This window comes from Sideroxydans sp. CL21 (assembly GCF_902459525.1).
Classification (GTDB): Bacteria; Pseudomonadota; Gammaproteobacteria; order Burkholderiales; family Gallionellaceae; genus Sideroxyarcus.
In genome coordinates this window covers 600,683-614,681 of sequence record NZ_LR699166.1, presented here as the reverse complement: position 1 = coordinate 614,681, position 13,999 = coordinate 600,683, and the positions used below count along the sequence as shown (strand labels likewise).

Annotated in this window: 15 protein-coding genes; 5 read left to right on the top strand and 10 right to left on the bottom strand. The window is 57.8% G+C overall.

Translation table 11 applies throughout. The features are described 5' to 3' along the window. Positions 1-121: 121 nt before the first annotated feature. Both QOY30_RS02915 and QOY30_RS02910 read left to right on the top strand, forming a co-directional pair. Complete coding sequence (locus QOY30_RS02915; RefSeq protein WP_283743142.1) at positions 122-1,384, top strand: OapA family protein; 1,263 nt, start codon at positions 122-124, stop codon at positions 1,382-1,384. Continuing rightward, the gene (locus tag QOY30_RS02910) at positions 1,385-2,485 is read left to right on the top strand and encodes an anhydro-N-acetylmuramic acid kinase (protein ID WP_283743141.1); all 1,101 of its coding nucleotides are present in this window, start codon (positions 1,385-1,387) and stop codon (positions 2,483-2,485) included. 53 nt (positions 2,486-2,538) lie between these two features. Here QOY30_RS02910 and erpA read toward each other — a convergent pair whose 3' ends face one another. The 10 genes from erpA to QOY30_RS02860 all read right to left on the bottom strand — a co-directional run bounded on the left by erpA (position 2,539) and on the right by QOY30_RS02860 (position 11,012). Then, a complete protein-coding gene (gene erpA / locus QOY30_RS02905) occupies positions 2,539-2,889 on the bottom strand; it encodes an iron-sulfur cluster insertion protein ErpA (protein ID WP_283743140.1) in 351 nt (116 codons plus the stop codon). A gap of 21 nt (positions 2,890-2,910) precedes the next feature. After that, positions 2,911-3,318, bottom strand: a complete 408-nt coding sequence (locus tag QOY30_RS02900; RefSeq protein WP_283743139.1) for a bactofilin family protein — start codon at positions 3,316-3,318, stop codon at positions 2,911-2,913. A 16-nt stretch (positions 3,319-3,334) separates the two neighbouring features. Beyond that, a complete protein-coding gene (locus tag QOY30_RS02895) occupies positions 3,335-4,090 on the bottom strand; it encodes a DUF6776 family protein (protein WP_283743138.1) in 756 nt (251 codons plus the stop codon). A 1-nt stretch (position 4,091) separates the two neighbouring features. After that, positions 4,092-5,120, bottom strand: a complete 1,029-nt coding sequence (gene argC, locus QOY30_RS02890) for an N-acetyl-gamma-glutamyl-phosphate reductase (protein ID WP_283743137.1) — start codon at positions 5,118-5,120, stop codon at positions 4,092-4,094. An 89-nt stretch (positions 5,121-5,209) separates the two neighbouring features. Then, complete coding sequence (gene rpsI, locus QOY30_RS02885) at positions 5,210-5,602, bottom strand: 30S ribosomal protein S9 (protein WP_283743136.1); 393 nt, start codon at positions 5,600-5,602, stop codon at positions 5,210-5,212. 2 nt (positions 5,603-5,604) lie between these two features. Next, a complete protein-coding gene (rplM, locus tag QOY30_RS02880) occupies positions 5,605-6,042 on the bottom strand; it encodes a 50S ribosomal protein L13 (protein ID WP_013030580.1) in 438 nt (145 codons plus the stop codon). An 83-nt stretch (positions 6,043-6,125) separates the two neighbouring features. After that, on the bottom strand, positions 6,126-7,580 hold the full coding sequence (locus tag QOY30_RS02875) for an FGGY family carbohydrate kinase (RefSeq protein WP_283743135.1): 1,455 nt from the start codon (positions 7,578-7,580) through the stop codon (positions 6,126-6,128). Beyond that, entirely contained in the window at positions 7,577-9,136 is a 1,560-nt protein-coding gene (locus QOY30_RS02870; protein ID WP_283743134.1) for a glycerol-3-phosphate dehydrogenase/oxidase, read from the bottom strand. Before QOY30_RS02870 ends, QOY30_RS02875 begins: the two co-directional genes overlap by 4 nt. After that, positions 9,133-9,873, bottom strand: coding sequence for a glycerophosphodiester phosphodiesterase (locus QOY30_RS02865; protein ID WP_283743133.1), 741 nt, complete (start codon positions 9,871-9,873; stop codon positions 9,133-9,135). Before QOY30_RS02865 ends, QOY30_RS02870 begins: the two co-directional genes overlap by 4 nt. Continuing rightward, a complete protein-coding gene (locus QOY30_RS02860) occupies positions 9,870-11,012 on the bottom strand; it encodes an alpha/beta hydrolase (protein WP_283743132.1) in 1,143 nt (380 codons plus the stop codon). Before QOY30_RS02860 ends, QOY30_RS02865 begins: the two co-directional genes overlap by 4 nt. A gap of 70 nt (positions 11,013-11,082) precedes the next feature. On the opposite strand from QOY30_RS02860, the gene QOY30_RS02855 reads away from it, so the two are divergent. Genes QOY30_RS02855 through QOY30_RS02845 form a run of 3 tightly spaced genes read left to right on the top strand, consistent with a single transcriptional unit; the run spans position 11,083 to position 13,973 of the window. Continuing rightward, entirely contained in the window at positions 11,083-12,936 is a 1,854-nt protein-coding gene (locus QOY30_RS02855; protein WP_283743131.1) for a GGDEF domain-containing protein, read from the top strand. Between the two features lie 10 nt (positions 12,937-12,946). Then, on the top strand, positions 12,947-13,081 hold the full coding sequence (locus QOY30_RS02850) for a hypothetical protein (RefSeq protein WP_283743130.1): 135 nt from the start codon (positions 12,947-12,949) through the stop codon (positions 13,079-13,081). Between the two features lie 13 nt (positions 13,082-13,094). Next, positions 13,095-13,973 (top strand): lysophospholipid acyltransferase family protein, encoded by an 879-nt coding sequence (locus tag QOY30_RS02845; RefSeq protein ID WP_283743129.1) that lies wholly within the window; start codon positions 13,095-13,097, stop codon positions 13,971-13,973. Positions 13,974-13,999 lie beyond the last annotated feature (26 nt).

Sequence of the window (13,999 nt, the reverse complement as noted above, 5' to 3'; positions counted from 1 at the left end):
GGCGCCCTAAAATTCAATTAAGTCTTGTTGTCTGCCGATAAAGCTTCACGGACATTCACAAGTACTGCCGCCTTGGGAGCCGCGAATGTTACCGCAAAATACTTTGTCACACGCACACAAAATGAAGCTTCGATGGTTCGTTATCTTGTCCAGCCTGCCTTTGCTCGGGGTCGTGACGGCTTTCGGCATCATGCCCCAGACAGATGTTTTATCCAGAGCGCAACAAACCGTAATCGAAGATATCTCCCTGCCGTTGACTGCCACCGTCGCCAGCAATTCGACCTCTTTCTGGCGCAACGAGCGCATCCAGCGCGGCGATACCGTCGCCGAGTTGCTGCGCCGCCTGAACGTGGAAGACCAGGCTGCCAGTGATTTTCTGCGCAAGAACAAGGCCGCCGAAGGACTGCGCCAACTGGCTGTGGGCAAGGAAGTTCAGGCGGAGACGGATGCCAATGGCGCGCTGCTCGCGCTGCGCTATCCCGGCAATGATGCCAGCCAGATAGTCATCGAAAAGGATGGCAATAGCTTCAAATCCCGCACCCTGCCAGCGCAGACCGAGAAACACGTGCAGATCCGCACCGGCGAGATCAAAACCAACCTGTTCGCCGCGACGGATGAAGCCGGGCTGCCCGACCCGGCAGCCAACCAATTGGTCGATATCTTCGGCGGCGATATCGATTTCCATCGCGATCTGCGCAAGGGCGACAAGTTCACGGTGATCTACGAGATGAACTACGTCAACGGCGAGCCGGTGCGCACGGGACGCATCCTTTCCGCCGAATTCGTCAATCACGGGCATGCTTTCCGGGCCGCCTATTTCCAGACCACCGAATTCACCGGCGACTATTTCTCGCCGGAAGGCAAGAGCATGCACAAAGCCTTCCTGCGTTCACCTCTTGAGTTCTCCCGCATCAGCTCGGGATTCAGCTTGTCGCGATTCCATCCGATACTGAACAAGTGGCGCTCGCATAAAGGTGTCGATTACGCAGCGCCTATGGGTGCCAAGGTCAAGGTCACCAGCGACGGTGTCGTCGCTTTCGTCGGCAAGCAAGGCGGTTACGGCAATGTGGTGATGATTGACCATCAGGGCCGCTTCTCCACGGTTTACGGCCACTTGTCGCGCTTCGCCGGCGGTCTGCACAAAGGCCAGCGCGTAGAGCAAGGCCAGATCATCGGCTATGTCGGCATGACCGGTCTGGCGACGGGGCCGCATTTGCATTACGAGTTCAAACTGAACGGCGTCCAGCGCGACCCCCTGAAAGTGGCGCTGCCGGACGGCAAACCTATCAGCGACGCGCAACGGACCGCCTTCAGCGACGCGACAAATCAACTGTTCGCAAAACTGGATACGTTCCACAATACCCATATCGCCAAGCTTGACTAAGTGAGCGCATCTCCCGACCTCTATATCGGCATCATGTCCGGCACCAGTCTGGACGGTATTGATGCCGCATTGGTCGATCTCTCGCAAACCGCACCCGTTCTTGTTGCCAGCCACTACCAGCCTTATGCAGATCCGCTTAAGGAGGCGTTGCTGGCCCTGCATCAAGTCTCGCACAACGAACTACATCAGTCGCAATTGATCGCCAACCGCCTGGCTCATGAATATGCCGATGCGGCGCAGATCCTGCTGAAGAAAGCAGGCGTGGCAGCCGGATCGGTGCAAGCGATCGGCTGCCACGGCCAGACTGTGCGCCATCGTCCGGAACACGGTTACAGCGTACAACTCAACAACGCAGCGCTTTTGGCGGAGTTGACCGGCATCCATGTAGTGGGTGATTTCCGCAGTCGCGACATTGCGGCAGGCGGGCAGGGCGCGCCGCTGGTACCTGCGTTTCACGACAAGGTGATGCGCCACCCGGACATCCACCGCGCGATTCTCAACATCGGCGGCATCGCCAATTTGACCGATTTGCCCCCCAATAGAACTACCATTGGATTCGACTCCGGACCTGGCAATCTTTTGATGGATGCATGGATATCCCGTCATCAAGGCAAACCCTACGACAAGGACGGCGCATGGGCGGCCAGCGGCAAGATCATCCCTGCATTGCTGCAAAAGTTGCTGGACGAACCATTCTTTGCCGCCGCCCCGCCCAAAAGTACCGGGCGTGATTTGTTCAACCTTGCATGGATGGGAAGATATCTGAACGGTGGCGAATCTCCTGCCGACGTGCAGGCAACCTTGCTCGCGCTCACCGGAGACAGCATTGCCGCTGCCATACAGCGATTCTGTGGTGGAGCGAAGGAAATCTATGTGTGCGGCGGCGGCGCCCACAACGAGGCGCTGCTCTCGCACTTGCGGCACGCGCTACCGCAATGCCATATTCAAAAAACCGAAGTATTGGGGATTGCCGCCGACTGGATGGAAGCCATCGCTTTCGCCTGGCTGGCACAGCAGGCTATGCACTTGCACCCTGCCAACCTGCCTGAAGTCACGGGAGCAAGACACCCATGCGTGTTGGGTGCGATTTATCCCGCATAAAACAAAACGGGGCGCTTCCGCGCCCCATTCCTGCAACAAAAACTACTGTAAAACTAAGCCGAGAAGGACGAACCACATCCACAGGTAGTCGTTGCGTTCGGGTTCTTGATGACGAACTGCGAACCTTCCAAACCTTCCGTGTAATCGATCTCTGCGCCAACCAAATACTGGAAGCTCATCGGGTCGATCAGCAACTGCACACCGTTCTTGCTCATGACGGTGTCATCCTCGTTGGCAACTTCGTCAAACGTGAAGCCGTACTGAAAGCCTGAACATCCGCCACCGCTCACGAACACGCGCAGCTTGAGTTCGGTATTGCCTTCCTCTTCGATCAGTTGTTTCACTTTGTTCGCCGCGTTATCCGTAAACAACAGCGGGTCTTGCATTTCGGTCATTGCATTCATATTGCCTCCTAACTGGTTTGATTATGACTCGGCCGAACCGAGTTTGAAAGCCACTACCCTGTCTTCCGCTTCCGCCAAGTGGATCAACCTACCTTCCACGATCGCGCCCAACTGTATCTCCAACGTTTTATAGTGTACATCACCTGTGACCTTTGCTTTGCTCTGTAGTTCCAGATATTCCGCCGCATTCACGGGGCCAACTATAGACCCGTTCACCACCAGATGGGTAACCTTGATCTCGCCTTCGACACGAGCATGTTCGCTCAACACCAGAGTGCTGGGTTTGCTCAGGTCGGCAACCACATTACCTTTGATCTCGCCATCCACCCGCAACCCCCCCGTAAAATGGACGTTGCCTTCGATCCTCGTCCCCGCGCCAACCAGGGAGTCGATACGATTCTGCGGTTTACTATTCCGGCTGCTGAACATGCTTGACTTCTCCATTCTACGACGGCAGGTCGACCGTCTGCTTGATTTTGGGTTCCTGTATTCCTTTTTCGAATACACGGACCTCCACACTATCGACCTTCATGCCCGGTGGCAACTTAAACCCCTTGTCCACACGCTGGTAATACTTGAAGCTCAATTGGTAAGCTGCTACATCGGATGGCGAGTCCTCCTGCGGGAATTGTAGCACCACTTTCCTGCCATCCTGCAGGCCGTTCACCACCAGTTGCATGCTTCCCTGAAACGCCTTTCCGCGCTGTTGAACGCTCTGTACCAGCAACATGCGGCAAAGATATTCGCCGGGCAAACTATCCGGCTCGATCTTCAAACGATGGACGGATAACTCAGCCTCGCGCGCGCCAGTCAGCGGCAAGTTCTGGAAGAACAGCAGATCTTCCTGCAGCCGCGCATTTTCATCGTGCAGGTTCTTTAGTTGCGTTGCGATACCCAAATTGGAAGCTTGATCGATTTGTCCCTGACGCTCATATGCCGCGATCTGATTGGCTTGCGAAGCATTTTCGCTTTCCAAGAAATGTACCCGTTCACGCAATTCGCTCAATTCTTTTTCCGACTGTCCGCGGTGAAAACCGGCCAATTCCAGACCCGAACCGTACGCCCACCAAATCACCAATCCGATCAACAAAACGAAAGGCACTGCAATCGCCCAGCGCACATACCACGGCACATGCGGGCGTACTGACAAACGCGGCGCAGAGATGCTGAACTTGCGGCGAAAGCTCCGTATCATCTTCATATCAGGGCAGCAGGGGCACCACATTCAGGCCTTCGGATTCCGGTAATCCGAACATGATATTCATGTTTTGCACTGCCTGCCCTGCCGCGCCCTTGACCAGATTGTCGATCACCGACAGCACCACGACCGTATCGCCGCCTTGCGGTCTGTGCACCGCGATACGGCACAGGTTGGAACCCCGCACCGAGCGCGTTTCGGGCATGCTGCCCGCTGGCAGCACATCGACGAATGCCTCGTTGGCATAGCGTTGTTCGAACAAGGCCTGCAGGTCTGCATCCTTCTTGACCCTTCCGTACAAGGTGGCATGGATGCCGCGTATCATTGGCGTCAGGTGAGGAATGAAAGTCAGTCCTACCGGCTTGCCGATTACGCTCCCCAGACCTTGCCTGATCTCGGGCAAATGCCGGTGTCCGGCCACGCCATATGCCTTGAAATTATCCGACGCTTCAGCGTACAAAGTGGGAATTTCTGCCTTGCGACCTGCTCCCGAAACTCCTGATTTGGCATCGGCGATCAGCGAGCCTTCCTCAATCAGCCCCGCTTCAAGCAAGGGGATAAAGCCCAGCTGCACCGCCGTCGGATAACAACCCGGATTAGCGACCAGCCGCGCCTGCTTGATCTTGGCCCGATTCACTTCCGGCAGTCCGTACACCGCCTCCGCCACCAGATCAGGACACGCATGAGTCATGCCGTACCATTTTTCCCACTCGGCGATGTCCTTGATACGGAAATCGGCGGCCAGATCGATGACTCTCACACCTGCATCCAGCAAGGCACGCGTCTGTTGCATCGCTATGCCGTTGGGCGTTGCGAAAAACACCACGTCGCACTGGTCGAGACGGGCCTGGTCGGGGTGCGTGAAAGGCAGGTCTACATAACCGCGCAAGCTGGGGAACATCTGGCTGACCGACGTGCCCGCCTCGGCGCGCGAAGTGATCACCCGCAACTCTGCCTGCGGGTGTCCCGCCAGCAGCCGCAACAACTCGACTCCGGTATAACCTGTTCCTCCTACGATTCCGATTTTCAACACGTTCACACCTCAAAAAATCAGCTGTAAATGATAAAGGAAAAAGCCGCCCAAAGGCGGCTTTTTCTGTCCTGCGACAATCCCAGAGGGGATTAACGCTTGGAGAATTGCTTCCTGCGGCGCGCCTTGCGCAGACCGACCTTTTTACGCTCAACTTCACGCGCATCGCGAGTGACCAGTCCGGCCTGGCTCAGAGTCGGCTTCAGCGTAGCGTCGTAGTCGATCAGCGCACGGGTGATGCCGTGGCGAACCGCACCAGCCTGGCCGGATTCGCCACCACCGGAAACGTTCACCATGATGTCGAACTTGCCAACCATATCGGTCAGTTCCAGCGGTTGACGCACTACCATGCGGCCTGTCTCGCGCGAGAAGAACGCATCGATAGGCTTGTCGTTGACGATGATTTCGCCCTTGCCTGGCTTGATGAACACACGTGCCACCGCGCTCTTGCGACGACCAGTTCCGTAGTTATAGGTTACGCTCATGTTTAAGCCTTCAACAGATCAATGGGTTTCGGTTGCTGCGCACTGTGCGGATGAGTCGCACCGCCGTAGACCTTGAGCTTGCTCAACATCGCATAGCCCAGAGGACCCTTCGGCAACATGCCGCGCACGGCCTTTTGCAGAACGCGCTGCGGATGGCGCTGTTGCAACTTGAGGAAGTTGGTTTCGTAGATACCGCCGGGATAGCCCGTGTGGCGATAGTACATCTTGTCCTGTGCCTTGTTGCCGGTCACGCGCAACTTGTCGGCATTGACGACCACGACGAAATCGCCGGTATCGACGTGCGGTGTGTAGATGGCCTTATGCTTGCCGCGCAAGCGGATAGCGATCTGGCTGGCCAAACGGCCCAGGATCTTGTCGGCGGCATCAACCAGCAACCAGTCATGCTGGACTTCGTGCGGCTTTGCGGAAAATGTTTTCATGGCATTTCCTAAAACTAAAAATGGATAACAGACTGCGAAGGGCGCGCATTCTATGCGAGACCACTCCCCCTGTCAAACCATTATCAAATACCCTGGACAGACGGCCCGGAAGGCCTTGTTTGCAATAAGCCGTCCAGCCAATCCTTCCACCGGCGATATTTTGCGGGGAGCCGGGAGGAAGACTGGCATACATCGATTTTTTGGGCGATTCGGCCGCCAGTGCCGGACAGACCGGCGGCAAGCTGTGCAGCCCCGCTCAGACTGGCCTCCGCCTGCAACAAACGATAGGAAACGCATGGCACGCACCGGGCGATTCCTTGTTGCAGACAGGGCAAGCCGGACAAGCCGCCTGAAAGATAGACCCGTTCAATTCCAAACTCTCTCTTGAAGTCTTCCAGTATCCGAGCGACGCGAAAGATGATGGCTTCCTGCAGCAACAGTGCGATGCGCTGCGGAGCCAGATGTTCGACCGGTTCCGAGAACATGAGGCCCAAATCGCTGCGGAAATACGGCGCTCCCAGCCCGCTCGGCTCCGCCAGGCAAAAGATGCCGTCGCTGGCCAGTTCTTCAACGTGACATTCCCCGACCGGATACGGTGCCAACGCTGCGGCGATGGAGTTGAGCGTTCCTTCGACGGCCAGATGCGCCAATTGCGTCCGTTCTTGCCAGACCAGAGTTTGCAGATAGCCATCCGGAGCGCTTCGCTGCTGCGGCAAATGGCAGGCCACAAATCCTCCCGTACCCAGATTCACCAGCGCTTCCGGCTCGCCGGTGGAGATGCTGGCAACCAGTGCCGCCGACTGATCGCCCACGCTTGCCTGCAGGAGCAAACCGTTCCGTAAACGGATATTCAGCGCAGTGGAAGGTTTGATCTGCGGCATGGCCTGCTGCGGAACATCGAACAATTCGCACAATGTCGGCGACCACTGCTGGTTATGAACGTCCATCAGCAAAGTACGTGCAGCCATTGAAACGTCAATGACATGCTGCTTTCCCTCCGTCCAGCGCCAGATCAGAAAAGTATCCAGCGTGCCAACCAACCAGTCACCGCTCAACAGACGCTCGCGCCATGTCGGATGCTCGCGCAACAGTACGCGCAGTTTGGGCGCCAGGTAATAAGGTGTCAGCGGCAAGCCGGTAAGTTGGCGGATCGTGCCTTCACGGTCGCGTAGCGCGGCGCAGCTTTCTGCACCTCTGTCATCCTGCCAGGAAATGAGCGGTGTCATCGGCTGTCCGCTGGCGCGATCCCATATCAGGAAGGAAGAACGCTGGCTGCATAAGCCGAGCGGCGGGTGCATTTCCGCACCAGAGGGCTGCACCCCACCGTGTCGCGGTCGCACGCCGGTCTGTGCCAGGCATTCGGACAGCACCGCATCCGCAGTCGCGGCATAGGCACCCGCATCGCTTTCGTATCGCCCGCCGTCGGCAATGATCCTTGGGGCGGGCTTGGCGATGAGACTTCCGAACGTGCCGTCCCGCGACAGCAGCCCCGCCTTGATCGTAGTCGTGCCCAGATCAAGTGCAACGGCAACGATCATGGACTGCAAGCCTCGACTTCTTGCGCAATCCTGTCCTCATCCCAACCCAGCACAGGCGCGACCAGTTCGGCCAGATGCCGCACCTCTGCTGTATCCAGTTGCGCCAGGATCAACAGCGGCATGCGGCGGCGCAACAGGTCCGCCAGATGCAAAACCATTTCGTCGCGGGCGCACCGCAACAGATCGGCATGGATGAACGGCAGCGCCGGCACGATGCGTGCCGCCAGTTGCGGCGTCTCCTCAACTAGCTGGAATACCTGTTCGATGCGGACGCCGTGACGGCGCTGCAGCCATTTCGCACACTCCGCATCAATGCCGAGGCGCTGCGCTTGCGCACCGGTTTGAGCGGACCACAAGTCAAAATTCAGCGGCGGCTTCCACGGAAACTCCCGGCCTCCGGTCGCGCAGCCGGTTGCCACACCGGAACGGGCACATACCGTATCGACAATGACGGCCGCGTCTTCGCGCGCCGAAGTGAGTTTGCCGCCGATGGCGTAAAGCAGTCCATTGCCGGTCGTTTTCAGCTCCCAGTCCCGGCTGGCATCGGAAGGATGCGCGGCATCGCTCTGCTTCATCACGCGCACCCCCGCATAGCTGCCGATGACGTCGTGCCTGGTCCACCCGGCCTTGAGATAGCGATTGGCCGCAGCGAGCAGGTACGCCACGTCTTCCGCTTCCACCACCACGCTATCGATATCGCCACGATAATCGGTATCCGTCGTGCCCAACAATGTGCGCCCGTACCACGGGATGATAAAGAACACGCGCCCGTCCGCTTTCGCCGTGAGCAAAATCGCCTCGCTCGTTTTCAGGGCAGGCATCACCAGATGGATGCCCTTGCTCAGGCGGCACCATGACCTGCCTTGTTCCGTCCCGGTCGTCCACTGACCGGCGGTACTCACGCATTGTCTGGCGCGCACTTGTGCCGTGATGCCGCTTACCGCGTCATGCACCGTCGCACCGCACACCTGTCCGCGCGTTTCGTTCCAGGCAACAAGTCTGGCGTAGTTCACGCACACCGCACCCTGCGCCATCGCGCCCGCCACCAGTTCCAGCACCAGCCGCGCATCATCCGTCTGCGCATCGCCGTAAGTGAAGCCGCCGCGCAAACCGACCTCGTTCAAAAACGGAAAATGCCCGGAAAATTCCGGCTGCCGGTGATGATGATGGCGCATAGGTTCCCCTGGGAATCCCGCCAGCGCATCGTACAAGGTCAACCCCGCCTTCAGCAGCAAAGTCCCGTTGCGACTGTCCGCATATACCGGCACACCGAAGCGCAACGACCACACACGATGCGGTGCGATCTGCAACAACAGGCGCCGTTCCTTCAGCGCCTTGCGCACCAGCTTGAAATCGTAGGTCTCCAGATAGCGCAGCCCGCCGTGGATCAGTTTGCTGGATGCCGATGAAGTCGCGCTCGCCCAGTCGCCCTGCTCCACCAGCGCCACCTTCAGCCCGCGCAGTGCTGCGTCATAAGCTGTCCATGCACCGTAGATACCGCCGCCGCAGACCAGCAGGTCGAATTCGTCCTGCAGCGCTGCAAAATCCCGTTTCATTGATCCCTCATCTTCAATGCCTTCTCGGGCACATCGCTAATCAGCACATCCACGCCTAACGTCAATGCGCGGCGAATTTGCTCGTCGCTGTTGCAGGTGTAAACCGCGATGAATTTTCCGCACTCACGCGCCACGCCCACCATCGCGTCGTCCAGCGTGGCGATATGAACGCAGAGTCCGTGCAGCCAGGGCAGCTCGCGCAGCGTTTGCTGTGCGAAATCGGCCTGATGCTCTCGCTCCAGATTGAGCACGAGCGGAAATTGCGGCACGATTTGGTGCGCGTAAATGAGACTGTTGAGATCAAACGACGAAACCAGAATACGCTCTCCATTCGCCTCGCCGGCCGTGTCCAGAGTCTGCCGGACTTTGATCTGCTGCCGCGCTTCAGGCTCGCCGGGATAATTTTTAATTTCCAGCAGAAGCCGGCATCGGGCGCGATAGGCGGACACAAAATCCTGCAAACGCAACGCACCTTCTTTGGCTGCGCCGGAAAAATGCGCCGCAAAGTTCATTTCCTTCAACTGCGCGTAATCGTAGTCGTCGATGCGTTTATGCCGCTGCCCCAGCTTGGCGAAATCGTCGTCGTGCCACAACACGCAAACCTCATCGCGACTGAGCTGAATATCAGTCTCCATGCCGTCGATGGCATGACGCAGCGATTTATCGAAAGCGCTGCGTGTGTTTTCTGCAGCTTCCTTGTTTGCACCGCGATGGGCGTAGATCAAGGTTTGACTCATGGCAATCCTTGAATGAATTTCAGCATTGACGTTTCCATCGCCGCATAGTGCGGGTTGTACATCAATCGTCGCAACAGCCCGTGTTCAAGATTCTGTTCGCTCACTTCGCCCCACCAGACTTCCCGGGGCTGCGACATGCAGGCCTTGTAACGTTCGCTGTCGTTGTCATAATAATGCAGGCAGTTCGCATATTCGCCATTTGCGCCGTAATACGCATCTTCGGGTGACATGACGATCGCGGTGTGCGCACTGCCCAGAATACGTTTTTCAGGCACTGCGCTATCCACCCACTCGATATTTTCCTGCTCGATCTTCGCTGTCGAGTACCACACCAGCTTGCTGCAAACATGTCGCGCTTGCTGAATGAAACGCAGCGTCGCCGCCGAATTCACGGTGGCATCGTCTGCGCTGGCAACGGCGAATACAGGGATGTCCACGCCGCTTTTCGGCAAGGCTTGCGTCAGTTTGTACATTTGCGCCGCCGCGTTCTTGCAGAACGATTCATATTTGTAGAGATCGCGATCCTGCATGTTACCCACCCAGGCCGCCTTCGGCCGCAGCCAGCTGTAAAGCTTGTGCAGATTCGCCCACTTCGCCAGCGGAGTGATCTCGAACGCGGGCGAAAACAGGAACAGGCCTCGCACCCGGTTATCGTGCCCCGCATGAAACAGGCTTAATGCGGCACCGGCCGAGAATCCCGCCAGATAGAGTTCATCCACCTCGGCAGCCAGGCAATCCGCGCCGTAAGCCACCGTCCTCACCCATTCCCGCCAATCCACCTCAAGCAAATCACCGGGCCGGGTTCCGTGCCCGGGCAGCAGCACGGCCATCACGCGAAAGCCGTTGCGCTGGAAGAATGCGCCCAGATGGCGCATGTGGTAGGGAGAGTCGCTTAATCCGTGAGTGAGCAGCACGCCGCGCCGATAGGGCTTGTCCCGTCCTTTTTCGAAGTCGCCTGCCGGCAACAATTCAAATGGCGTGTTGCCTGCAACGATAGCTTCCTGGTCATTTTTGCCGTCATGGTGCTGCCGCAGCATGGCTTGCGTATCGCGCACATAGTCCGCAAACGGCAACCCTGCACCAGAAAAACAGGAGTTGACGCCGGACGCACGGTGCCGCAAACCAAGTATTTCCATCATTTTCCCGTCATATTTATGTAACAACCCGGCGGTATCGTCCGCACCCTAAATAGGCAAGCAGGAGGACTCCATGCTCAGCATTCTACCTGTCGAAAAGTACCGCACCACTGCTCGCGCGCAGTTTTTGGCAAGCCAGTTCATGCCGCGCCCCAAGGAACAAGCCATGTCGCCACTCCGTGAAATCCTCGAACAGCGGCGCTTGAGCGCCCTGTTTCAACCCATCATCGATCTCAAGAGCGGCGAGTTCCTGGGCTTCGAGGGTTTGATACGCGGTCCGGCAGACAGCCCGCTGCATTCCCCCATCAACCTGTTCGGTGCGGCGGAACAACAGGGCCTGCAACTGGAACTGGAGATGCTTTCGCGCCAGGTCGTACTGGAGACATTCGCGAAACTCAGCTTGCCGGGCAACCTGTTCCTCAACGTCAGCCCGGAGACGTTGACCAATCCCAGTTTCAAGGACGGCCAGACGCTGGCGTTCCTGAAACAGCTAGGGCTCGATCCGGCGCGCGTGATCATTGAGATCACCGAGAACCAGCCGACCTTCGATTTCGAGGGCATGCGCGATGCCTTGCTGCATTACCGCGGAATGGGCTTCAAGATCGCCATCGACGACCTGGGCGAGGGATTTTCCAGCCTGCGCCTGTGGTCGGAGTTGCGCCCCGAGTTCATCAAGATCGACATGCATTTCGTGCAGGGGGTGGATCACGACCCGATCAAGCTGCAGTTCCTGAAATCCATCCAGCATATCGCCGAAAGCTGCGGCACGCATGTGATCGCGGAAGGCGTGGAGACCGAAGCAGAGTTGCGCGTGGTAAAGGACATCGGCATCGCGTTGGGACAGGGGTATTTCATCGCGCGACCCAGTCCCACGCCGCCGCTGCTGGCATCCACCGAGACCAGCCGCATCATCAATTCATCCAACATCGCCCTGTTTCCCAAGGCCGATTTCTACCAGCGTTCGCAAACCACGGCACACAAGCTGCTGACCTATGTCGAACCGGTACACCCCGACACGCTGATCGACCACATCTTCGAGCGCTTCAATGTCAACCCGGCGCTGCGCATCATTCCGGTCGTCAAGAACAGCGTGCCGCTCGGGCTGATCAACCGATATCACTTCATTGACCGTTTCTCCAAGCCGTTCCAGCGCGAACTGCACAGCAAGAAACCCTGCAGCGACCTGATCCAGGGCGATCCGCTGCTGGTGGAAAAAGGCATGCCCATCGAAGAGCTCAGCCACTTCATGGCCGAGGCGGACAGCCGCCATTTTGCCGACGGTTTCATCATCACCGAGAACGGGCGCTATATCGGCGTTTCTTCCGGCCAGGACCTGTTGCGTGAACTGACGCAGATGCAACTGGAAGCGGCGCGTTACGCCAATCCGCTGACCCTGCTCCCGGGCAATGTGCCGATCAACGAACATATCGAACGACTGCTGCTGGCGAATACGCCTTTCGTCGCCTGCTATTGCGACCTCGATCACTTCAAGCCCTTCAACGATACCTACAGCTACCGCAAGGGCGACGAGATGATCCAGCTCACGGGCCGCATCCTGAGCTGGGCCTGCGACCCCAAGCTTGATTTCATCGGCCACATCGGCGGCGACGATTTTATTCTGCTGTTGCAAAGCCGTGACTGGAAAGCGCGCTGCGAGCAGGCGTTGCGCTCGTTCGAGCAAGCCGCCGAACTGTTGTTCAGGGAAGAACACCTTGCTGCAGGCGGTTACAACAGCGAAGGGCGCGACGGCAATGTGAAATTCCACCCGCTCACCAGCTTGTCCATCGGCGCAATCCAGGTCGCGCCACGCCAATTCCTGTCCCATCACGAAGTTTCAGCCGCCATGACCGATGCCAAGAAGATGGCAAAGAAGACGAATGGCAACAGCCTGTTCATCGAAGTACGCAATACCGTTGCCAGACAATGAAGGAGACCCCATGAAACTGTTTGCCAAGGACAACAAGGAAGTCACACATAACCGCTTGCACAGCATACGCAGCATGCTGTTCACACAAGGCCTGGGGGGAACCCTGGATTATTTCTGCACGTTTTCCGTATTTTCGATTGCATGACCGGTAAAAAACTTTGACCCGACGACTGATCGCCCTGTTCCGCGCCGCGCGCGTCGCGCTGCATATCGGCTACGGCCTGACGCTGGCGATCGCCTATCCGTGGTTTGGGTTGGCGATACGACGACGCATCCTGCAAAACTGGTCTGCCGGATTGCTGGATATCTTCAACGTCAGGATCGAAATCGCTGAAGGCGATCCGCTGCACGCGTTGCGCCACGGCCTCATCGTTACCAACCATATCTCCTGGCTGGACGTGTTTGTGCTCAATGCCGTGGTGCCGATGCGCTTCGTGGCCAAATCCGAAGTACGTCGCTGGCCGGTCATCGGCTGGTTGTGTGCGCGCGCGCAGACCCTGTTCATCGAACGCGGCAAGGCGCGTTCCGCGGCGCGCATCAATGTGCAATTGGTCGACTTGCTGCAACGCGGCGAATGTCTGGCCATCTTCCCGGAAGGGACCACCACCGACGGACTGAAGGTCGAACATTTCCATTCTTCGCTGTTGCAACCCGCCATCGATGCCGGAGCGCTGGTGCATCCCATTGCCATCCGTTATCAGGATAGGTCAGGCACGCACTGCCTGGCTTCCGCCTATATAGACGAAATTTCATTCGGCACCTCAATGTGGAACATACTGAGTACGGCCGAGTTGCATGTACAGCTCGTTGCCACACCCCCGCTGGACGCGAGCGGCACCGACAGGCGCAACCTGACCGGCGCGGTGCGGCAACATATCAGCGCGACGCTTGCCGCCATGCACGCTGCACCTGCATCAGCTTCTCAATTGGAAGTTGCACACGAACATGCCGGGAACGAACAACATTTCCAGTCGCTTTACTGTGTATTGCTGCATCCTTCGCTTGCGCAAGAGGTGGTAAGCCACCCGCTGAAATAGCTTAATCAATTTTTCATATTCCCTTA